This window comes from Eubacterium uniforme (assembly GCF_900167115.1).
Lineage (GTDB): Bacteria > Bacillota > Clostridia > Lachnospirales > Lachnospiraceae > Eubacterium_S > Eubacterium_S uniforme.
The window spans coordinates 121,693-145,868 of sequence record NZ_FUXZ01000010.1 but is presented as its reverse complement, the minus strand read 5'-3'; the positions used below and the strand labels follow the sequence as shown (position 1 = coordinate 145,868).

The window sequence follows — 24,176 nt, the reverse complement described above, 5'->3', positions numbered from 1 at the left end:
TCTTCTTTTAAAAAATAATATAAACTACTGCATATACTCCTTAAGCTTAAATATTTCATCCCTAAGTTCTGCTGCACTTTCAAAGTCAAGATCTGTTGCAGCTTTTTCCATGCGCTTCTTAAGTTTTTCAATGAGTTTTTCAATCTCTACCTTACTCATTGATTCAGGATCTTTTTCAAGTGTTCCTATCTTAGTTTCAGCTTCCTTAGTAATACTAATAAGCTCACCAACCGCCTTCTTTATACTCTGTGGAGTAATGCCATGCTCCTTATTATATGCTTCCTGTATGCTACGTCTTCTATTAGTTTCTTCAATGGTTTCTTTCATTGAATCAGTCATATTATCAGCATACATTACAACATGTCCACTAGCATTTCTTGCTGCTCTACCAACTGTCTGAATAAGTGAAGTTCGTGATCTAAGAAAACCTTCCTTATCAGCATCAAGTATTGCAACTAGTTCTATTTCAGGAATATCAAGACCTTCTCTAAGTAGGTTAATACCAACTAATACATCAAACTTATCAAGTCTCATATCCCTTATAATCTTCGTTCTTTCAAGTGTATCAATATCTGAATGAAGGTAGACCGCTCTAATTCCACTCTCCTTCATATATTCTGTTAAATCTTCAGCCATACGCTTTGTAAGAGTAGTAACTAATACTTTACCTCCGACAAAATCGTCAGATGTCTTATCTTCGTCATCCTCTTTTTTAGACTTAATAGTAGTTTTACTACTAACTATATTTTTATGATTACCTATTACTTTATTAATCTGTGCAATCAAGTCATCAATCTGACCTTCAACAGGTTTTACTTCAATTAATGGATCAAGAAGCCCCGTAGGTCGAATTATTTGCTCCGCTCTAAGTAATTCATGTTCTTCTTCATACTTACCTGGTGTTGCAGATACGAACATCATCTGATCTATGAAACTTTCAAATTCTTCAAATCTTAATGGTCGGTTATCCTTAGCAGAAGGTAATCTAAATCCATAATCAACAAGTGTTGACTTTCTAGACTGGTCACCATTATACATACCACCTATCTGAGGTATTGTCATATGCGACTCGTCAACAATAATTAAAAATTCATCACCAAAATACTCCATAAGTGTATGTGGTGTTGCACCCGCTGGCAAGAACGCCAAATGCCTTGAATAATTCTCTATACCTGAACAAAAACCAGTTTCTCGCATCATCTCAATATCAAAATGAGTACGTTCTGAAATTCTTTGTGCTTCTATTAATTTATCTTCACTCTTAAAATACTTAACTCTTTCTTCTAATTCAGCTTCTATGTTCTGTGTAGCCTTAAGTAGCTTATCCTTCGGTACAACATAGTGTGAATTAGGGAAAATTGCTATATGATTAAGTGTTGACTTAACCTGCCCTGTAAGCATGTCTATTTCGGTAATTCTATCAATCTCATCTCCAAAAAATTCAACTCTTATGCCCTGTTCTTCATAAGCAGATGGACATATTTCAAGTACATCTCCACGCACTCTAAATGTACCTCTATGGAAATCCATATCGTTTCTTTCATACTGAATTTCTATCAGTTTTTTTATTACTTCATCCCTGTCTTTTTCCATACCAGGACGAAGTGATACCACCATGTTCTTATAATCAATAGGGTCTCCAAGTCCATATATACAGGACACACTGGCAACTATAATAACATCTTTTCTTTCCATAAGAGCCATGGTTGCAGAGTGTCTTAATTTATCAATTTCATCATTAACTGATGAATCCTTTTCTATATATGTATCACTACTTGGAACATATGCCTCAGGCTGATAATAATCATAATAACTTACAAAAAACTCAACTGCATTTTCTGGGAAAAATTCCTTAAACTCATTATATAACTGCGCTGCAAGTGTCTTATTATGCGCAATAATAAGTGTTGGTTTATTAAGTTTTTCAATAACATTTGCCATGGTAAATGTTTTACCCGAACCCGTTACACCTAAAAGTGTTTCAAACTGATTACCTTCCTTAAAACCTTTTACCAATCTTTCTATCGCCTGTGGCTGATCGCCCGTAGGCTTATAATCCGAAACTAATTTAAACTTATCCATAGCCTACGGCCTCCTTTTTTTTAACATCAATCAACTAACTATAATTACTTATCTGACATGGCCTTTACTTCATCAACCGCCTTCTTAAGCTGATTATCTTTTGCTTTGTCGTACTTATCGCCCATTGCTTCCTTATCATATTCAATTTCAACATCTGGTTTAATACCTGTCTTATGAATACATCTACCCTTAGGTGTGTAATACTTTGAAATAGTAAGCTTAATAGCACTACCATCTGATAATGATCTTATTTCCTGAACAATACCCTTACCAAATGAATTTTCACCCACGAGCTTACCTACGCCATAATCCTGTACTGCTCCAGCAAATATCTCAGAAGCTGATGCTGAATTTCCATTTATAAGAACTGTCATTGGAACATCAAGCTCAGTTTTTGCATCTGACTTATACTCATCCTTATTTCCATACTTATCCTGTGTATAAACAGTAAGTCCTTCTGGAAGAATATAATCTAACATATCACTAACAGCGTTAAGTAATCCACCTGGATTATCTCTTAAATCAACAACTAATCCTGTCATGCCCTGTTTCTTTAAATCAGTAATTGCATTCTTAAACTGTTCAATTGTTGTTTCTTCAAATTCAGTAATCTGAATGTATCCAACTTTATCAGCAAGCATTTCATACTTAATTGTCTTAACTTCTATTTCTCTTCTATCTACATTAAATTCTAATTCTTTTTCTTCCTCTTTTTCAGTTCTAATAACTGTGATTCTTACAGGTTTTCCTTCTTCACCTTTGATTTTAGCTGTTACATTATTAATATCCATCTGTGTAACATCTTCACCATCTACTTTAATAATAACGTCACCTGCTATAATTCCCGCTTCTTTCGCTGGACCATCTTCCATAACATCTGCCACGGTAATTTTCTTTGTATTTGGATCCTGAGAAACATATACACCAATTCCTTTATATTTTCCATTAGTGCTTTCTAACATATCCTTATATTCCTGCGCTGTATAATATGTAGAATATGGATCTCCAAGACCTGCAATCATTCCTTTATAAATATATGACTCTAAATCATCTTCCTTGTAATCTTCTAAATATCTTGAATCAATAATAGCATCAATTGAATCTACTTTATCAGCTATTTTAGATGATAATTTATCTTCTCCTGTCTTTTTAGGAACAACCCATGCATTATCAGTATTATAAAGATATCTTGATACCACAGCTGCTGATACTAACGCTCCAACTGCAAGTCCAAGTCCCAAGCTAATTATGCATCCTACAGTTCTCCATTTTCTAGTACTTTTTAGTTTCTTTTCGTACGAATTTGTTAAATTCTGCATATTTCTGCTTAATGAATTAATCTGCATGTTCTGTTCATCTATCTTTAAACTCATCATGTCATTATTAAGAGAATTAATATCATTATAACCTTCATTCATCACTCTGTTATATGCATCTCCAAATAATTCGTTATTACCTGTATTAGTGCTTCCCGTACTCGCTGTGTTATTAAATACATTATTCTGATTTGTATTATAACTTCCGCTTTCAGGTGATGTAGCATCCTTATAAACATTGTCCTTATTATCCATCTTTATATTCTCCTCAACTCTAAAGTTAATAAAATTTCTTTTTATAAAAATTTTCGCCAGACAAACTTATCTGGCGAAAAATTTATGGTGATACATAATTAAGTGGCGCAACATAAGCTCCATTAAGTCTTACACTTAAATGAAGATGATTACCAGTTGAACGTCCTGTACTTCCAACAAGACCAATTACATCACCTTTATGAACTGTCTGTCCTGGTGAAACCAACATAACAGACTGATGCATATATACTGAATATAATCCATTTCCATGGTAAATACCGGTCCAGTTACCAGTACTCTGACCACTTGATGCCCATGCTATTGTACCATCTGCAACAGCATGTATTGGTGTTCCTCCTGGTGCACGTATATCAATACCACAATGATAACTTGTTGTTCCATCGATAGGATCAGTTCTTGTACCAAATGGTGAAGTTATTTCTGTATATCCAGGTAACGGCCACATCCAGCCTGAACTTGTGGACTGGCTATCTACAACCGAACTATCAGTTACATCTCCATCATCTGAACTATTATTTACCTTCTTTTTATTCTTTTTAGATGCTTCTTCTGCTGCAGCTCTAGCTTCTGCCTGTTTTAATGTATTAACAACTTCCATCTGTGATGAAATATCAGACTGCATACTCTTAATTGATGCATTAGATGAAGCAATTCTCGCATCATATGCTGAAAGTTCTGTTTTCTTAGCTTCTAATAATTCTTCAGTAGTTTCTTTCTTTTTATCCTGCTTTTCTTTAAGCGCAACTAACTCTGTCTTTTTATCCTCAAGAGTTTTCTTTGTCTCCTCTATAGCTTCCTGAGTCTTTTGCATTTTAGTAAGCATTCGTCTATCATAAGAAGAAAGTTCTGAAACATATTCAACTTTATTTAAGAAATCTGATATGTCCTTGCTTCCAAGAAGCATATCCACAATCTGATTATTTCCATTTTCATACATAAACTGAATACGAAGTTTCATTGAATCATATTGTGAAGCTATATCTTTCTTCTGCTGTTCTAATTTTTCTTCATTAAGTTTTATTTTCTTTTTAACCTTTTTAAGTTTCTTTTCTAACTTGTAAATTTCCAAACTAATATCAGAAAGTTTCTTATCAAGTTTTTCAATAAACTTTTCAGTATCAGCCTTATTCGCCTCTAATTCAGCAAGAATACGTTCAGCCTCACCCATGCTAGTCATCATCTTATCAAGCTTACCCTGTTCTTCCTTACTATCCGCATAAGATAGAAAGTCCGGAGTTGTAATAACAACCATGGCACTTAACGCTATACATATTACTGCCTTAAATCTTTCCCTTATTTTTCTTTTAAATTTCACGATAAATCTACTCCTTTAAATAAATTGTTCGTGCTCGTTTTTTCTATATTCTTCAAGCATCTAATTAATTAAACTTTAAGATGCTTTCTAATTGAAATCATACTACCAACAAATCCAATTCCTGCACCTACTCCTAATGCAAGTGGAATTAATACAACAAATACCTTACCCGCTGGTAAAAATACCACAAGAGAACTAAGTCCCTGGAATTTTGCAATTACATAAACAACTGCTTTTTTATAGATTCCATATATTAATACTAAAGGTATGCATGCACCTATAAGTCCAATTACAACACCTTCAACAATGAAAGGAGCTCTAACAAATAGGTTCGTTGCACCTGTAAGTTTCATGATTTTAATTTCTTCTTTTCTTACCGCAATACCAATCATAACTGTATTACTGATAAGGAATATACCAACTGCAAGAAGTATTGCTATAATACCAATTGATGCATATCCAATAAGTCTTGCAAAATCAGTAATCGTAGTAGAAGTCTGCTTTGAATAATTAACTTTTCTAACACCTGGAATTGCTTTTACATACTTAACAAATCCTTCTTCCAATGTTAAATCTTTTAAGAATACTTCATAAGACTCTGAATTTATTAAAGGATTATCATCTTTGAAACCCTCTGCAAGCTCTGGATAATCGCCAAAATATGACTTTTTAAATTTATCCCAAGCTTCATCCTCAGAAATATAAGTAACTGTATCTACTTCGCTTCTAGCCTTTATCTGTTCTCCAATAGCCTTAATTTTTTCATCCTCTATATCATTATCAAAGAATACTGATATTCCAATCTGCTTTTGCGCATTATCAATAATATACTGAAAGTTTACAACAATCGCATAAAACATTCCTATAAGAAAAATACATGCTGCAATAGTACTAACAGAGGCTAATGAAAACATTTTATTTCTTCTTATGTTTTTAAATCCTTGTCGTATACAAAAAATAAATGATCTAACTGTTTTCATGATTTACTTTCCCTGCCCCTGGTCTGATACTATATGACCTTTTTTCATCCTAATTGTTCTTTTTTGCATCTGTTCCACAATTTCAAGATTATGTGTAACAACAACAACTGTAGTGCCCTGCTCATTAACCTTATCAAGTAGCTTCATGATTTCCCATGAATTCTTTGGATCAAGATTACCTGTAGGTTCGTCTGCGAGAAGCATTGTAGGCTTATTAACTAAAGCTCTTGCAATTGCAACTCTCTGCTGCTCACCACCTGATAGTTCCTTAGGGAAAGATCTATACTTCCCTGAAAGACCTACAAGTGAAAGCATCCTAGTAACATTCTTCTTTATGTCTTTTCCAGATTCACCTATTACCTTCTGAGCAAATGCTACATTATCAAACACGCTTCTATCTTTCAACAATCTAAAATCCTGAAAAACTACGCCAATTTCTCGGCGCAGTTTTGCTATCTTTCTACTCTTAAGTGTATGCAAGTCACGCCCATTTATATATATGCTTCCTTCTGTAGGGTTAAGTTCCTTTAATAGTAACTTAATTAAAGTGGATTTACCTGAACCACTATCACCTACTATAAAAACAAATTCACCATCTTCAATTGTAATGGATACGTTACTAAGTGCAGGAGCTCCCTGCGAATACGACTTGCTAACATTTATAAGTTCTATCATTATTTATCTCCGTGAATGTAATTTACGCTGTCATTTTTCTATAGACTAATTAAAAATCTGTGTTTTCCATGTACTTCATGTACTTAACAACCATGAGTGCAATCTTAAATGTAATTGCATCATCAAATACTCTAAGATCAAGACCTGTAGTCTTTTGAATCTTATCAAGTCTATATACTAATGTATTTCTATGAATGTATAACTGTCTTGATGTTTCAGATACATTAAGTGAATTCTCAAAGAACTTATTAATTGTATATAATGTTTCTTCATCAAAATTGTCAGGAGACTTTCCATCAAATACTTCCTTAATGAACATCTTACAAAGTGGAAGTGGTAACTGATAAATAAGTCTACCAATACCAAGTGTACTATATGCAATAACATTAGCTTCACTATAGAATATCTTACCAACATCAAGAGCCATTCTAGCTTCCTTATATGATCTAGATACTTCTCTTAAGTCATGAATAATAGTACCGTAGGCTACTCTAACCTTAGCCATAGCTTCAGTATTAAGCATATCAAGTACTGTGTTAGCTAACTGATTAACCTCAGTATAGCCTTCACCATCTTCTAACTTCTTAACAAATATTATGCTCTTTTCATCAACAGCTGTAATAAAATCATTACTTTCTCCAGCGAACATTGTTCTAACTGTTTCAAGTGCTGAATTATCCTTATCACTGTCTGTTTCAATAATATAAACAACTCTTCTAGCATCCACCTGAATGTGTAATTTCTTAGCTCTGTTAAAGATATCAACAAGTAAAAGATTATCAAGAAGTAAGTTCTTAATGAAGTTATCCTTATCAAATCTTTCCTTATATGCAACTAAAAGGTTCTGTACCTGGAATGCTGCCATCTTTCCGACCATGTAAACATCATCCGTCGAACCCTGCGCAATAAGAATATATTCTAATTGATTGTTATCTGAAACCTTAAAGAACTGATAACCAGATACTGCCTGGCTGTCAGCAGGTGAATTAGCAAATGAAATAATTGCTTCATTAAAACTTGATTCCATAGCAAATGTTGTAGCTACTGCCTTTGCCTCTGGATCTGTAACACATAGATTGATTCTTGATATTTCCTTTATACCATCAAGAGTAGTTTGTAAAATTTGATTTGATATCATAATACTTGCTCCATTTCATATATAAATATTTCATTCCGTAAGTAGTGTTTTTATTTTATTGCCCACTTTTAGATATAATTAACGATTTTCTATTATCCTACTATTTTATAACATTTTTCGCCAAAATAAAAGACTTTTTTTAATATTAATCAAATTTTATGTAACCTACCCTTTGACTCAACACCATAAAAAAAGAGCTACCACATAAGTGGTAGCTCGTAAATTTCATATTTATACTAGTTTGTGATAACCTGATCAGTTTCTTTATCGAAAATATGAAGCTTTGTAAGGTCCATAGCAAGTGTAACAACGTCACCCTGTCTAGCCTGTGTACGTGGGTTAACTCTTGCTGTACAAACACGACCTGCGATTGGGAAGTATAAGAATACTTCTGCACCAAGCATTTCGTAGTTGCTGATTGATGTTGTGAACTTACTATCTCTAGCTGATGCGATAAAGATTTCTTCATCATGAATATCTTCTGGTCTGATACCCATAACAACTGTCTTACCAACATAACCACCATCGATAAGAACTTCTGCCTGAACATCAGGAACTTTGATAGACTGATCATTGAAGTTCAATTTAACTGTATCACCTTCCTGTGAAACTGTTGCATCGATGAAGTTCATCTGTGGTGAACCCATGAAACCAGCAACGAATAAGTTTACAGGATTATCATATAAGTTCTTAGGTGTATCTACCTGCTGAACAATACCGTCTTTCATAACTACGATTCTTGTACCAAGTGTCATAGCTTCTGTCTGGTCATGTGTAACGTAGATGATTGTTGTTCCTAATCTCTTATGTAAGTTAGAAATCTCAATTCTCATCTGTACACGAAGTTTTGCATCAAGGTTTGATAAAGGTTCGTCCATAAGGAATACCTTAGGATTACGAACGATAGCACGACCCATAGCAACTCTCTGTCTCTGACCACCTGATAAAGCCTTTGGCTTACGATCAAGTAAATGCTCAAGGTCAAGAATCTTAGCAGCTTCTCTAACCTGCTTATCAATCTGATCCTTAGGAACTTTTCTAAGTTTAAGACCGAATGCCATGTTATCGAAAACTGTCATATGTGGATATAACGCATAGTTCTGGAATACCATTGCGATATCTCTATCTTTAGGTTCAACATCGTTTACTAACTTATCGCCGATGTATAACTCACCTGAGCTGATATCTTCAAGACCAGCAATCATACGAAGTGTAGTTGACTTACCACAACCTGATGGTCCAACGAAGATAATGAATTCCTTATCCTGAATTTCAAGATTGAAGTCTTTAACTGCTTCAAATCCGTTAGGATATACTTTACAAATATTTTTTAGTGATAAACTTGCCATTTTATTAACCCTCCTAGGTTTCTTTCGTTTGTTTTAACATAATGTATTTTATTACATCTCCTAATAAAATACTATATGTCAATTACACAAAATAATTAAATAAGATTTGTACAAATTGACTACGCACAATTTCCTACACTTATTTAATGGCAATTGCCTCTATCTCAATAAGAACATCTTTTGGTAATCTTGCTACCTCTACGCATGATCTTGTTGGACATTCTGACGAAAAATACTTTGAATAAACTTCATTAATCTTGCCAAAATCGTCCATATTTTTGATAAAAACAGTAGTTTTTACTACATTTGCTGCATTTGTACCAGCTGCTTCAAGCAAATTTACCAAATTTCCGATTGCCTGGTCTGCCTGAGCCTCTACACCACCTTCAACAATTTCACCAGTTGCTGGTACAATTGGAATTACACCTGATGTATAAACCATTCCATTAACTTCAATTGCCTGTGAATAAGGTCCAATTGCTGCTGGTGCCTTATCTGTACTAATAATTTTCTTCATCTTTATATCCTCCATAATTGAATATTTAAATTCCTATTGCTAGGATAATTTATTTCTTTTCTACATATATAAGTCTGCCATCTTCTTTTAATACGATGCCGTTCTTCATCATACGACCAATAGCTCTTTTAAATGCATTCTTACTCATCTTAAAGTATTTCTCTATTGTAGCCGGGTCAGCCTTATCATCAAATGGTAACTCTCCACCGAATTCTTCCATTACCTTCTTTATAATAAGAACATCGCTATCCATCTGTATGTATGCTTTCTCTCTAAGACTTAAATTAAGTTTTCCATCACTTCTTACACTTGCAACTCTTGCTTCAATTTCACTACCTGTTTCAAGTTTTTCGTGAATTTCATTCTTATTAAGCATGCCATAGTACTTATTATCAACAGCAACATATGCTCCCATTTCAGGATTAATGTTTATAATAGTACCTTTTACCTTATCATCTTTTTTATAAGGACTATCTTCACTTAAGTACTTATTAATCTTCATTGTTGCACAAAGTCTGTCCGATTTATCAGGATAAAGAGCTACTAAAAACTTATCTCCTACATGAACAGTTCTAATCTGCTCTTTATAAGGAAGTAATAAATCCTTATCAAGTCCCCAATCAAGAAATGCACCAATCTTTGAAACATCCTTTACTTCAAGTGCTGCTAAGTGATCCATATCTATTAATGGAGTTTTAGTTGTAGCAATAAGTCTATCATCAGAATCCCTATAGATGAAAACATAAACTGTATCGTCCTTATTCACATTCTCTGGTACTTCTTTCTTTGGAAGAAGTACTTTCTGTTCTGATGTTTCACTCTCTGCAAGATATACACCAAAATCCACCATTTTTACTACTTTTAAACTACAAAACTTCCCAACTTCTAACATGTTATTCCGTCCTCCTTGTTTTTCAATTCTTATTGAACCTGCTATGCAAATTTAATTTGAAATCTTACATCATCTTCATCATCATAAAATTCAACATAGTATGCGCCTTCATTTTCAAACATCCTAGCATATACCTTGTCGCCCATATAAGATTCTTTCTTAAATCCACATTTTAATTCCTTTATTTCAAAATTCTCTGGCAAGTATTCCATTGCAAGAAATACATAAGATATGTTATTAAGATGTCCATTAACATCAAGAAAATGTCTTAATATAGGTACTTCTCCCATCTCTTTAGAAGGTACATCAGGCATTATAATTCTATGACTAGGTTTATCCATATAAGGAAGCGGTTCTCCCATTTCAAAACCAGTTATGTCTTCTTCTCTAATTCTTGTTGGTTTTCTTGTTTCCATATCCATGTATATCCAAAGAGAATTAGCCGCTGCTAATGTTTCACCATCTTCAGATTCCACAACAAATACTCTTGTTGCAAGCATTCCTTTAACACCACTACTATATGTACCACAAGTTATTCTTTCTCCAGCCTTTGGTCTTCTAAACACTTTCATGTTCCAACCAGTTATTGCCCAAAGCCTCTTTTGAGAATCGAGAAAGTCTGCTCCTTTATTTATATCAAATACATGCAAATTAATACTATCTTGCATAAAGTACATCATAGATGGTATAGACATGTTTCCATCGCCACGTGACATACTAAACGTTACTCTTCCGTCTACTTTATACATATCTTTTTAAGAATGCGCCCTGCATTCTTGTACTCCTTTCAAATACTTGCAATCACCAAATGATATTTTAGCACATTTACTGGGCTGTTACAATAAACTGATTTTTATATCCAGTCCTATTTTTGCCTTATTTCTTAACATCTCCGTAACAAATTCGCAGAAATGTAACACCTCTTCTACTATATTTACTAATAAATTCCCCAATTTATTTATGTTTTTATAAAAATGTTATATTGATTTTTAGTTTTTTTGAGTTATGATATATGTGTAAAAAATTGCTAAAAATAATATAATGCAAGAAGAGAGGTACAACATGAAAAAAATTATGTCAATGATTCTTGTGTTAGCTTTAGTATTAACTTCTATAAACTTTGTAAAAGCTCCTAAGACAGTAGAAGCTTCTGAAGGTGCAGGAGATTATTACATTCAGGTTAACAAAGGAACAAATGTAGTAACAGTATTTAAGAAAAAAAATAACAAGCCATACAAAGCTATGATATGTTCAACAGGTCACGATACACCTGTAGGAACTTTCTATACTCCATGGAAAAAAGAATGGCACGAACTATTAGGTCCATCTTGGGGACAGTACAATACAAGAATTACTGGTGGTTTCTTATTCCACTCAGTTTGGTATTATACAAATCATGATAAATCATCTATTTCAGTTAGTGCTTATAACTATCTTGGAAATACAGCATCTCATGGATGTGTAAGACTTTTAGTAAAAGATGCAAAATGGATTTATGATAAATGTCCACTTGGTACTAAAGTAGTAATCATTAATGGTAACAGTAGCAATGATCCACTTGGAAAGCCTTCATTTATGAAGATTAATCCTGGTTCATATAAGGGATGGGATCCAACTGATCCAGATCCTCATAATCCATACCTTAAGTCAAAGCCAAAGATCAAACTTAAGGAAAGAAATGTACAGTACGGTACAAAAAACCTTGACTTAACATCACTTGTTGAAGTAAAGAATGCAGCTGGTGTTGTTGTAACAGAAGGAATTAAAACAAAGGGCAAAGTTAACACACGCAAATTAGGTAAATATAAAGTAAGATTTACTTATAAAGATGATATTGGAAATGTAGTTAGAAAAAGATATACAATTAAAGTTGTAAATGAAAAGAAACCTATTATTGAAGGTGCAAAGAACCACAATTCAATCGAAATGGGTGCTACACTTAACATCTTCGATGGTATTAGCGCAAAATCATTTGTTGGAACAGATATTTCAGACAAACTTACAGTAACTGTTAGAGCTCAGAAAAAAGGCGCTAAAAAATTCACATTTAACTATGGTAAAGGACAGGTTAAATTCGCTAAACCTGGTGATTACAAATTAATTTATAAAGTTACAGACTCAAACGGTAAGACTAGAAGAATTTCTAAGATTTATAAAGTAATCGATATGCATGTTAAACTTTCAGTTGAAATGCCTACAGAAGTAGAATTCGGTACACAGCTTAATAACCTTAAGTCATACGCTGAAGTTTCTTCATACAAAGGAAAGATGCTTTCAAAGAGAAACTTAACAGTAACAGGTAACGTTGATACAACTAAGCTTGGAACTTATACATTAACATTTACAGCTACTCAGAAGAAGCTTGAATCCAGAAAAGTAACTAAGACAGTAACTGTTAAGGTTGTTAATAAAGAAAAACCTGAATTTAGAGGTGTTTCTGATTTAAGAGCATTTGAAGGCGATAAGGTAAATCTTTTAAACGGTGTTAAAGCATTTACTAAGAGTGGTTTTGATATTTCAAAATTCATAACTGTTGCAGTTGACGAACAGAAGGTTCAAGGCGGTATTTATACTGCTACTGCTGGTGTTCATACAATTCAGTATGACATCGCAATTCCAGGAGGATTAATCGTAACAGTATCTGCAAAGATTACTGTAGATGTTAAGCAGGTTGAAGATCCAACAGATTCAGTTAATCCTGAAAATCCAAATGGAAAGCCAAACAAATAAAAATCAAATGAAAATAAAGAGAACTTAATGGATATATTTCCATTAAGTTCTTTTTATTTGTAATATACTTATTGCAGTTGATTTTGTTTCCTTACACCTTCCGGAGTGCTATTCTTTATCGGGAGAGTAACAACATTCCCCGGAAAGCGTATAGGAAAAAATATGATAGACATACGCATATCCTTAATCGAAGTAGGGATTTAATTAAGGATTTTCAAAGCGTAAAAAAGGCGCCACGATAAATCGCGACGCCTTTGTCTATGCTTATTATACTCTATTTAATTTCAAAGTCAAGAAAAATATAAATTTTTTTATCACTTTATCTAATTAAATAATTATTTACTCTGTGCAGCTTTCTTCTCTTCGATTGCTTTTTCCTGCTCATCTAATAAAGCCTTTATCTTATCATCTCTTGTAAGACCGTATACAATCTGATAATAATACGCTGAAGCATTAGGATTACCAGCTTCTGCATACTTACTAGCATAAGTATAAGCAATTCCTACAATGTCCTTATCTGGCTGATCAGGAAGATTATTTCTTCTTAATGTTTCAGCAACTTCCTCAACCTTAAGAGGTTTTAATTTATCAGCTTCAACATTCTTCTGTAATTCATTAAATAAAATCTTAGCAAATGGATTTTCCTTAACTAACATAAATGACATCTGCATACAAGCAATTGCTGTTTCCATACGTCCTCTTTCAAAATAGAATCTACCAAATGCTGAATAACATCTTGCTAAGTCTCCTGGTAAGTAAGCATACTCATAAGCTTTTTCTGTAAGTTCCATAAACTTCTCTGTATCACCTGATTCACGAATGTAATCAGCAAGTTCAAGATAAATACCACATGCAACAGGGTCCCATCTAATTGCTTTCTGAAGTGCATCAATTGCACCATCATTATCACCCTGAACCTTTTTAGCAACACCATATAAATAATAAAAATCTGGTAATGGTTCAATAGGTGTATATGTCTTCTTATCATTTTTAAATTTATAACTGTAAACAGCTTTTTCCATAGGTTGAGCAAAAACTACATATTCAGTTTCATCATCATCCTTATATACATCTTCTGCTTCTATTTTCTTAATTACTGGTTCAAGTGTTTCAATAACTTTCTCAGCATCTCTTGCTCTTGAATATGCAAGTGCCTTATCAAGAATTTCCTTATACGCCTGCTGCATAGCACTCATATTCATTCTTGCAAACTTTTCAGTCTCCTGTGGGCTAACCTTAAACATCATGCCCTGAATTCCACGAACGATAGCTTTACGTTCTTCAATATCCTCATGTTTATTATATCTTTTAAGGCAAACCTGGAGATAATCCATATCTTTCTTAATTTCTCCTGTAAGTCCACCTTCAATTTCCTTTAGTATTTCTTCTACGCTCATTATATCCTCCAATTAATCATTATATTCTAAGTGTAATTCATCAAAAATATATTTTATTTTTATTCACAATACTCAATACAATCACACCTCTATATAATACCATTTTTTTGGCCTAAATGCAAAGCAAATAAAAATGACTTTAGCCATCAAATCCAAAGTCATTTTTCATTTCAAAAATTGATATTTCTATGCTTCTAATAATTTCTTATAATCATTTTTTGTAAATCTATGATAAATTGTATGTCCCATCTCTTCATTGATGCAATATACATATTCATCCTCTTCACTATCTACAAAGTATAATGCCCATTTAAATCCTGAATCTGCTGGAACATCTTCGCATTTATATTCACCATATTTTGAAAAGACTTCTTTTATTTCCTCTATTTTCAAATGATGATTACTAGCAAATGTTCCTATAAATTCTACTAAAAAATCAGATGGTTTTTTATTTTCATAAACATATTTTACACCAACAGGAGATATAACCACTTCAATATTTCTACCATGATTATTAAACTCCATATTTCCTAGTTCAGAATTAATAATCTCCTCATTACTTAGTAGCGATTTGATACAATCTTCATTATCTTCAAATTTTTCATCAAGAATATCCTCAAGGGATGCAAGCGGATAATATAATCTTACAGATTCATCTGCATACCCAAGTTTTACCTGTGCTTCTTCTATTTGATCTTCTATATTCTTTATAAATCTATCTGTCAACATATTTACCGAAAAGAGCCTCCTGTTTTCTATTTGGAATCTCATCCTTTTTCTTTGTTAAAAATGTAAAGATCATAAAATTTAATATTGTTATGGCTGGCCAGGAAACAAAGGTTATAACACCAATGTGTTTTGGTGAATCCATTTTATTATATCCAGTTATTATAACTAAAAGTAATAGCATTAAAAATGAACCAACAACACACCAGCAATACGCTAGATCCTTATCTCTTTTCTCAACCACTTTACCTATAACTTTTTTAATCATACTAATATCAAGTAAAATCATACTGCCTACAAATACGATAAACCCACATACATATGATGTCATATTAATAGCATAATATCTAAATTCTTCAGTATCCTCATTCTGAGTCATCCTAGCACGAGAAAGTGAAATTTCTGAAATTTTAGTTTTTATTTTCTCTGCTCCAATATACTGTATTGTGCAAGCTGCGCATGCAAGTATAATTGCAACAATCATTCCCTTCAAAACTATACTGGATATACTAACTTCTTGCTTCCCTAGTGGTTTATCCTTATCTTCATCCCTAAATATAATTTCATCTTCCATAGTTCTTTCCTCCTTATTAAACCCTTATTTACTCACCTCTTTATAACTATCGTTATATACGCACAATATATCACCTTTTAATTAATTATGCAACTATAATAAAAGCGGTGAATTTGCACCTATTCACCGCTTTTTAGATTATTTATAACACTATAATATTTTGGAAGATTTTTCTACGTTCACGTTTCATATATTATTTCAATGTTTCGGAGGAATTTACTTTAATACATGTTTACTGTATTGCCTTGAATGCTTCTTCAAGGTCTTCGATGATATCATCGATATTTTCAAGACCGATTGAAAGTCTTACTGTAGTCTTCTTAATTCCCTGATCAAGTAACTCTTCATCTGTAAGCTGTGAATGAGTTGTTGATGCTGGATGAATTACTAATGACTTAGCATCAGCAACATTTGCTAAAAGTGAGAAGATTTCAAGATTATCAATGAAATCTCTTGCTTTCTTTTCATCACCCTTAATGTCGAATGTAAAGATTGAACCACCACCGTTAGGGAAATACTTCTTGTATAACTCTTTCTGTTTTGGATCATCAGTTGCTAGCGGATGATTAACCTTTTCAACCTGTGGATGATTCTTTAAGTATTCAACAACCTTAGCTGCATTCTCTGTATGTCTTTCAACACGAAGTGAGAGTGTTTCAAGCCCCTGTAAGAAGAAGAATGCATGGAATGGTGATAAAGTTGCACCTGTATCTCTAAGTAAAATAGCTCTAATCTTTGTAACAAATGCAGCTGCACCAACAGCCTTTGTAAAGCTAATTCCATGGTAGCTTGGATTAGGATCAACAAGTGATGCAAACTTGCCACTTGCTTCCCAATCAAACTTACCACTATCAACAATCACACCACCGATTGTTGTACCATGACCACCGATAAATTTAGTTGCTGAATGAACAACAATATCAGCGCCATATTCGATAGGTCTAACCAAATAAGGTGTAGCGAATGTGTTATCTACAACAAGAGGAATTTTTCTGTCATGAGCGATTTTAGCAATAGCTTCAATATCAACTACATCTGAATTTGGATTACCTAAAGTTTCAATAAATATTGCTTTTGTATTATCTTTAATAGCAGCCTTTACTTCATCCTCATCAAAAATATTAACAAATGAAGTCTCAATTCCGTACTGAGGAAGAGTATGTGCTAAAAGGTTATATGAACCTCCATATATGTTTTTAGCTGCTACAATGTGATCACCATTCTGTGCAAGGTTTTCAATTGTATATGTAATAGCTGCTGCACCAGATGCTACTGCAAGTGCTGCAACACCACCTTCTAAAGCTGCAATTCTTCTTTCGAATACATCTTCTGTAGGATTTGTAAGTCTACCATAAATATTACCTGCATCTGAAAGTCCAAATCTAGCTGCTGCGTGGTCACTATTTCTAAATACATAACTTGACGTCTGATAAATTGGAACTGCTCTTGAATCTGTAACTGGATCTGCATTTTCCTGTCCTACGTGTAACTGTAATGTTTCAAATTTTAAATTTCTTTCATCTCTGTTTTTCTTAGCCATAATAAAATACCTCATACTTTCTTTATTCTTTTTTTCAAACAATTTATATCAATCGTCTTGTGTACTCATATCTGTCATCTGTTGATATTCATCATCTGTATCTCTTATGGCTATATCATATCATCTCTTTTTGTTATTGTATAATATATAAAAAGTACCTCTTGTTATAGCTTTAAATTATAGCAAAAGGTACTTATATTCATTATTCTTTCTTCACTTTTTTAACAATAACACCTACTATATAACCTGTCAAAATAACAAACATAACTATTATAAAACCAAAAGCAAACTTTACTTTAAACGAACCATATGCATGCTTGATATAAACTTTTGATGGATCTTTTTTATCATATGCGACTGTCACCTTTTTACCAACATCTTCCTTTTTTAAAGATGGATAATCAACGACTTCTTCATACTTAACACCATCCACAACATATTCAATATTTGCAGTTGTTATTTTTCTAGTTCTTCTTCTCTTAGCTTTCCTACTTCTATTTGCATCTCTTTCTAACCTACTTCCAATGTCCGTTATGGTAGCTTCTATTTTAGGGTTGTTCTCATAATTTCTCTTATCTGTTGTAACCCTTAAATATCCAATAACGCCAAAAAGAGCAATTATGGCTAATGCTATGATACCAAATATTACCCCTGTAGCAGTATCATCAACCACAACTTTTTTATTTTCAGATTGTTCAAATTCATTTCTATAACTATTGTTATTCATCCTTATACTCCTTATCAATTATTATTTATAAAAGTATCGATTATCTCTAATCCTAATTTCACGATACTTTCTTCCGTAGAATATCCATAATTTCCTCTTTGTCGAGTTTCTTTTATTGCTTCTTCCTTTAACCTATTTGTTAAATGTTCATTTCCCATATCCATAACACTGCCTATGCCTGGACTAGAATAATTATATCTTACCTTCATTCTTAGCCCGACTTTCCAACTACTTTTAGATTTTGTTATCCAAATAGAGTAAACCTGTTCATCAACCTTATAAACGACCTTAACTTTTTCCCCATTATCCTCTGCAATCATTCCATAAGTTTCACCCCATTCAACAACTTCTACGTCATCACTTTTATCATTTGATGGATTACCGCCCATAGTTTGCATTCCACCTAATCCAGCAAGTGCTTGCATTCCACCATAACCACTATTTGAAAATATTCCTCCAAGTAGCCCTGAATTATCGGACTTTGCTTTTTTATTAATTTCAGCATAAGAATCAACTTGATCATCTTTACTATGATCTTTTATTTCTAATATTTCATATACATCTGGAAAACTCTTTTTATATCTTAAAACAACAACCGTTCCCATTTTATAGTTATCCTTAGCAGTTTTACTACACTCAATTTTATATTCACGACCTTTTACAACATATGTAATAATCATACCAGTATCAGTTATATCACTGATTGTTCCAAACCCCTTGCACCAATCATCTTGTTCGTAACTTATTGAATGTGCCTTGTTATATCTCTCTTCGGATTCTTTATCAAAATCATGATTTTTTAACGAAGGTGTTTTTACACTACCAAATCTATACTTATTATAACCAAATACATTCTTATCTTTATTAATATTATGCATAACATCATCTAAGCTTTGATGATCAACTTGCATAATATCCTTAATACGATCTGCACTAATATTATTATTTGGTAATAAATATGCCCTATCCGGCGTATCTGAAATATATCCTAAATTCAGCACTTGTCCAACGGCTAAATACTCGTTCTTTCCTATTTCATATTCAAACACAAAATCATTCCCATTAACCTTATATGAAATTCGAGCTTTATCCCCATCTATTTCTACAACTTTCCCTGTTGTTTTTTCTCTATCAGGAACAACATAAACCAATTCATTTTCATCACTTGACTCTACATAATTCTCTTCATACTCATCTTTGAAATCATCGTCAGTATAATAATTATAGTTACTATCATCATTACCAATATAATTGAAATTATCATTATTGGATTCAGAATTATAGTTATTACTATTATCTGAATAATTAAAGTTATCATTTCCACTTGGATAATTATAATCGTCATCTCTGTCTGATATGTAACTATTCATTTCATCAGCATAATAATCATGTCTAGTTCTCTGATAGTCATTATTATTTTTTTTATCAAATAAATCCTTAAACATTTATATCATCTCCATACCTTTATCGACGTCCCAAATATAGCTAAATACTAATATAGCCATACAAATTACTACCAAATCAAACATTGTGATTTTTCTTCTTCGTCTAAAAAACATAATATTCATACTCCTTAAACACACTATTAGTATAACGATAATTAACCTAAATGTATACCATTCTTTTCTGACTTTATAATTTTTTTCATTTCCGTTTATCTTTTCCATTATTTTTTCATTTATTGGAGGTCACGGAGCTAAACTAGCTCCGGATCTCCTATATATTAAAATTATACTCCTCGCTCCTTTTCGCCCTTAAGGAGCCTTTTCGGTTTCCCACGCCGAAAACAAATTTGCGTTTTTCATTCTTTGTTAGTAAGTAGTTAATATATTCACCTCCTTTAAAATAAATTAAAAAACGCTTTCCTAAAGCAAATATCATGGGAAGCGTATCAGTTATATAAATATCTTTATATAACAAAAAAGAGACCTTTGCCAAACGTATTAAACGTTCGGCAAAAGTCTCGCTTTGATTAGCTCAAACCGGATAAAATCGTACTGACGATTTGAGCACCAAGTAACTTGTAAGCTACTCCCTTTTGCTTTATTGAGACATATATTATCACTACGTTATTTAATTGTCAATACTTTTTCAAAAAATATTTTTTACCCTAATATTCGTACTCAAATTATTTCTTTTTAGGGGCATTTTTCTTAATCTCTTTAACTATATCTGCCCTCTTCTCACTTGCTGGTACTTTGTTAATATCTACATTATCATCAGGCATTACAACTGTATCAAGAACCTCATGCATTTCATCTTCACTTAACCCTCTAAGTTCAATTGTAATGATATATTTTCTTTTATCACTCAAAATACTAGTTCTAGTACACTTAACCTGTTCTTCATCATCATAGGCAGGATAACATGTTGTACCATCCCTTAATGTAAATTTAATTCCACTCTTGCTAGTATATACTCTTTCATTTGTTGGGTTTTGCAATGCACCATCTGTAAAACTCATATCTTCCATATTATGATTATCATAATCCTGTGTTAAAAATACAAAACCATTTTTATATTGGAATTTTGCATCAACAGATCTTTCAAGTAACTTCTGTGTACCTTCTAGGCTAATTATATCTGTATAACAAATTGTACCTTCACGATTCATTCTTTTATAATCCTTAGATAATATATTATGAAGTCCACTGGCCTCAATTGCTTCCTGATAAGAATCATAATAATATCTTACATTAGCATATCCACTATCAGAAACATCTAATTCTCGATATACCCATCCATCCTTATCTGTACCTTCTTTACCAGTAATTATTGAAGAAAAATCATATTTTTTTGAAAGTTTTTTCCACTCAATATTTTCTGCCTCATTATTTTCTGGAAATTCTTCCTCAGTTTCTTTCTCCTCAATTAATGACTGTGTTTCTGCAATTTCACTTGTTGTTTCAACAACAGTAGTTCCTTCCTTAGCCGTTTTTTTATCTGATGATGGATTTATTCCTCCTTTTGAAATTGCAAAAAATCCAATTCCACCTATACTTACAACGCAAAATGCCACAACCGCCACTTTAGTAAATAAATCCCCAAAGTTCCTCTTCATATTCTTTTTATCCTTTCTTAACCTTACATCATCATTTAATACTTTTATATTATTTTTTTCATGTAATATGCGATCGTTCAAATCTTTACCAGGTTCAAATCTTTCCTTATAAGCATTCTCTAACAAAGAATCTAACTTGTCCTTCATACTATAACCTCTCTTTCAATTTTTTCTTAGCTTGATGCAACCTGCTTTTCACCGTTCCAATTGGAATTCTGAGAGTTTTAGAAATCTCTTCTATAGACATGTCTTCCATGTAATACAGAAGAATTACCACCTTCATCTTATCTGGTAGTTCATCAACAAGTTTACGTACCCTAATAAGTTCTTCCCTCTTTATAAACTCATTCTCGGGCGAGTCCTTTTCTACAGCAATCTGTTCTAAATTATCTTTTTCATAATGTATAGTTTGGGCTTTGTTTTGCCTCCATAAAAACTTTCTTTTCTTATTATTCCAAACATTTGCTGCTATAGCTAACAGATAAGACTTAGGATTATTATCAACATCCAAATTGTTTTTCTCAATTGCAATAAGAAATACCTGTTGATATAAATCATCAGCTTCATGTCTACTTCCAGTTAAATAAACACAAAATGAATATATATCACGTCCATATTCATTTATCACACTCTCAATATATGATTTTTCCATACAATCGCTCCCGTAAGTACCTACTTTTTTCAAGAACAAATTTTGTTCTTCACTTATATATTTTCATAGAGTTAAAAAAGGTTCAAAAAATTTTTACATAATAAGAGACTTTCATCAAACAAATTGACGAAAGTCTCTTTTACTAACATGTTCCTTTAGAAATTTCTTCCATCCCAACCCCAGTTAGGAGTTCCAAAATAACTAACATATATTCTTCCCGTTGCAATACCTAATTCATTATTCAAAAGATTACATATTTCAACAGTTAAATTTTCACTACCCTGTGCATTAACACCATAAGTTTTTACTTCTACCATGGCTGCTGGCGACTTATCACCTTTAAACCACAAATCATAATTATCATTAATTCCAACCATAAGCCAGTTCTCTGACTTTCCAGGTAGTAAGCTAATAGCCTGTCCTAAAGCCGATTTAATATTTTCCTTCTTATCATCAGATACTGCTACATTAGTTTTTACATCTATAAATGGCATAACCATCCTCCTTTATATTTAATCCATGCATTTTCTAAAGAAATCGCATTCATCATCATTACAAATTACTGCCTCCTTTAGAGTAGGATGACAGTGAAACACATGCCAAAGTGGATTATCATCATCTCCATAAATACGATACTCAAAATTAACTTTTTCTTCTTCAAGTTTAGGAACTAAGTACTTAGGCTGTTCCTTTAAAAAGTCACCTAAGCAAGTCATAACGAAAGTATTTGGATAATTAGATGTAACATATCTAACAACATTCGCCTTATCAAATTCAGCCCTTGTACCACCATCCTCGAAAATACACTCATAGAGTTTATCCTCGTTAAGTTCATCAAACTTTTCTAGAACGAACTTACCACAATTAAGAGCAATACCCTTAATCTTAACTTCACTTGGATGAACAATTCCAAACTCTCTACTAGCATCCTCACTACTTGCGATTCCAGCATATATTCCTAATAAATTAGCACCTGCCGAATCACCTACAGCAAATGTATTCTCTATATCAAATTCATACTCATCCTTATTATAAAGAATCCATTCATACACTTCTTTCATATCATAAAGTGCTGCCGGAAACTTAAATTCTGGAGCAAGACGATACGAAAAATTAACAACAGCGTATCCTCTCTGCGCTAACTTCATACAATAATACTGATATACTTCCTTACTCCCATATACAAATGCCCCACCATGGACACTAACAATAACTGGTAATTTTTTCCCATGACAATTCCTAGGTCTATAAACATCTAGCACATTAAAGAATGCATCATCCCCATATCTAATATCATCAAATCTTTCGATATCATCAGGTGTTTTTTCATTCTTATCTCTCTCCCTGTCACTAGTGCCATACTCCCTACGAATCTTTTCGTATATTTTTTCTGACATACCTATTCTTGATACTTAACGTATCAATCATCCTCCTTCATCCTAATTCTACAAACAATCTATAAACAACCTCACTCATCTATACTTTCAATTTTCTTTCTTTACCCTTTTCATAGTATATCAAAAACAGAATATTTCTGTCTATACAAAAACTAATTAAAAACATAAAAGCAACCGTAGTTAAACTACGGTTGCTTACGAACTGATGATTAGGAGTTTTCTCATCAGTTAAAGGAAGTATGTAAAATCAACTTCCGGTATAGAAAATGATTTATGCAGAAACTATCATCTGAGCGATGTTTCTATCGTTTTTAAACACCCGTCTATAGACGGCTTGACAATGCTCATACTTTTTACAAAGTGCTTTTGCATCATCAACATTACAATATACTTTCCACAATCCACAGTACTTACAATTTTTACCATTTTGACGTATGAACTCAGATACATCTTCAACTGGATAACTTAAAAACAATCCTATTTCATGTGGAAAGCATATAGTCATTTTAAGCCTGGTTTTTAACACATTAAGTAATTCTTCTACATCCCCATTTGTATCATAACCATACTTAGTTAAAATATCAAAAACACCTGGTTTAGACAAATCTTTCACTAGAGCCTTTATGCGATAAACATAAATCAAAGCCCTGTTTTCCCTAATGCTTAAAATGTCTATTTTCACTCCTTTTCCATTAGCAGCGTTGTTCAATGCGAAAATATCTTTGAGGAATTTATTTTTTTCTTGGAATTTAAAACTAAATAGATTGGCTGTTTTCATCCCTGCTAATGTTGGAGCGCAATAATAAATGAGTTCTTTTTCTAACATAATTAA

At 32.7% G+C, this 24,176-nt stretch carries 22 protein-coding genes; 1 reads left to right on the top strand and 21 read right to left on the bottom strand.

Annotation, left to right across the window (positions count from 1 at the left end):
* Positions 1–24: 24 nt before the first annotated feature.
* The 10 genes from uvrB to B5D16_RS08915 form a co-directional block, all read right to left on the bottom strand.
* Positions 25–2,082: an excinuclease ABC subunit UvrB gene (gene uvrB, locus B5D16_RS08960; protein WP_078766649.1), complete on the bottom strand. Its 2,058-nt coding sequence runs from the start codon at positions 2,080–2,082 to the stop codon at positions 25–27.
* Positions 2,083–2,126: 44 nt separating this feature from the next.
* Entirely contained in the window at positions 2,127–3,653 is a 1,527-nt protein-coding gene (locus tag B5D16_RS08955) for a S41 family peptidase (RefSeq protein WP_143405088.1), read from the bottom strand.
* 82 nt (positions 3,654–3,735) lie between these two features.
* Positions 3,736–4,989 (bottom strand): murein hydrolase activator EnvC family protein, encoded by a 1,254-nt coding sequence (locus B5D16_RS08950; RefSeq protein WP_078766648.1) that lies wholly within the window; start codon positions 4,987–4,989, stop codon positions 3,736–3,738.
* Positions 4,990–5,057: 68 nt separating this feature from the next.
* Positions 5,058–5,969: a permease-like cell division protein FtsX gene (ftsX, locus tag B5D16_RS08945; protein ID WP_078766647.1), complete on the bottom strand. Its 912-nt coding sequence runs from the start codon at positions 5,967–5,969 to the stop codon at positions 5,058–5,060.
* Positions 5,970–5,972: 3 nt separating this feature from the next.
* A complete protein-coding gene (ftsE, locus tag B5D16_RS08940) occupies positions 5,973–6,644 on the bottom strand; it encodes a cell division ATP-binding protein FtsE (RefSeq protein ID WP_078766646.1) in 672 nt (223 codons plus the stop codon).
* 49 nt (positions 6,645–6,693) lie between these two features.
* Positions 6,694–7,782 (bottom strand): PucR family transcriptional regulator, encoded by a 1,089-nt coding sequence (locus tag B5D16_RS08935; RefSeq protein ID WP_078766645.1) that lies wholly within the window; start codon positions 7,780–7,782, stop codon positions 6,694–6,696.
* 236 nt (positions 7,783–8,018) lie between these two features.
* A complete protein-coding gene (locus B5D16_RS08930; RefSeq protein ID WP_078766644.1) occupies positions 8,019–9,131 on the bottom strand; it encodes an ABC transporter ATP-binding protein in 1,113 nt (370 codons plus the stop codon).
* A 139-nt stretch (positions 9,132–9,270) separates the two neighbouring features.
* On the bottom strand, positions 9,271–9,648 hold the full coding sequence (locus tag B5D16_RS08925; RefSeq protein ID WP_078766643.1) for a RidA family protein: 378 nt from the start codon (positions 9,646–9,648) through the stop codon (positions 9,271–9,273).
* A gap of 49 nt (positions 9,649–9,697) precedes the next feature.
* Positions 9,698–10,540 (bottom strand): CvfB family protein, encoded by an 843-nt coding sequence (locus B5D16_RS08920; RefSeq protein WP_078766642.1) that lies wholly within the window; start codon positions 10,538–10,540, stop codon positions 9,698–9,700.
* 41 nt (positions 10,541–10,581) lie between these two features.
* Positions 10,582–11,289, bottom strand: coding sequence for an acyl-[acyl-carrier-protein] thioesterase (locus B5D16_RS08915; protein WP_078766641.1), 708 nt, complete (start codon positions 11,287–11,289; stop codon positions 10,582–10,584).
* Between the two features lie 313 nt (positions 11,290–11,602).
* On the opposite strand from B5D16_RS08915, the gene B5D16_RS08910 reads away from it, so the two are divergent.
* Positions 11,603–13,270, top strand: coding sequence for an immunoglobulin-like domain-containing protein (locus B5D16_RS08910; RefSeq protein ID WP_242943024.1), 1,668 nt, complete (start codon positions 11,603–11,605; stop codon positions 13,268–13,270).
* A 335-nt stretch (positions 13,271–13,605) separates the two neighbouring features.
* On the opposite strand, the gene B5D16_RS08905 is transcribed toward B5D16_RS08910, so the two are convergent.
* The 11 genes from B5D16_RS08905 to B5D16_RS08850 form a co-directional block, all read right to left on the bottom strand.
* The gene (locus B5D16_RS08905; RefSeq protein WP_078766639.1) at positions 13,606–14,667 is read right to left on the bottom strand and encodes a tetratricopeptide repeat protein; all 1,062 of its coding nucleotides are present in this window, start codon (positions 14,665–14,667) and stop codon (positions 13,606–13,608) included.
* 186 nt (positions 14,668–14,853) lie between these two features.
* A complete protein-coding gene (locus B5D16_RS08900; protein WP_207651111.1) occupies positions 14,854–15,396 on the bottom strand; it encodes a DUF3877 family protein in 543 nt (180 codons plus the stop codon).
* A complete protein-coding gene (locus B5D16_RS08895) occupies positions 15,383–15,967 on the bottom strand; it encodes a hypothetical protein (RefSeq protein WP_078766637.1) in 585 nt (194 codons plus the stop codon). The genes B5D16_RS08900 and B5D16_RS08895 overlap by 14 nt, the downstream gene beginning before the upstream one ends.
* Before the next feature lie 232 nt (positions 15,968–16,199).
* Positions 16,200–17,507, bottom strand: coding sequence for an O-acetylhomoserine aminocarboxypropyltransferase/cysteine synthase family protein (locus B5D16_RS08890; protein ID WP_078766636.1), 1,308 nt, complete (start codon positions 17,505–17,507; stop codon positions 16,200–16,202).
* Between the two features lie 202 nt (positions 17,508–17,709).
* Entirely contained in the window at positions 17,710–18,234 is a 525-nt protein-coding gene (locus tag B5D16_RS08885; RefSeq protein WP_078766635.1) for a DUF3592 domain-containing protein, read from the bottom strand.
* Positions 18,235–18,248: 14 nt separating this feature from the next.
* Positions 18,249–19,679: a hypothetical protein gene (locus B5D16_RS08880; protein ID WP_078766634.1), complete on the bottom strand. Its 1,431-nt coding sequence runs from the start codon at positions 19,677–19,679 to the stop codon at positions 18,249–18,251.
* A 683-nt stretch (positions 19,680–20,362) separates the two neighbouring features.
* Complete coding sequence (locus B5D16_RS08870; RefSeq protein ID WP_078766632.1) at positions 20,363–21,442, bottom strand: hypothetical protein; 1,080 nt, start codon at positions 21,440–21,442, stop codon at positions 20,363–20,365.
* A gap of 1 nt (position 21,443) precedes the next feature.
* A complete protein-coding gene (locus tag B5D16_RS08865; protein ID WP_078766631.1) occupies positions 21,444–21,947 on the bottom strand; it encodes an RNA polymerase sigma factor in 504 nt (167 codons plus the stop codon).
* Positions 21,948–22,102: 155 nt separating this feature from the next.
* Entirely contained in the window at positions 22,103–22,441 is a 339-nt protein-coding gene (locus tag B5D16_RS08860; protein WP_078766630.1) for a phenylpyruvate tautomerase MIF-related protein, read from the bottom strand.
* An 18-nt stretch (positions 22,442–22,459) separates the two neighbouring features.
* Positions 22,460–23,344, bottom strand: a complete 885-nt coding sequence (locus B5D16_RS08855; RefSeq protein ID WP_078766629.1) for an alpha/beta hydrolase — start codon at positions 23,342–23,344, stop codon at positions 22,460–22,462.
* A 271-nt stretch (positions 23,345–23,615) separates the two neighbouring features.
* Positions 23,616–24,170 (bottom strand): DUF3793 family protein, encoded by a 555-nt coding sequence (locus B5D16_RS08850; RefSeq protein ID WP_143405087.1) that lies wholly within the window; start codon positions 24,168–24,170, stop codon positions 23,616–23,618.
* Positions 24,171–24,176 lie beyond the last annotated feature (6 nt).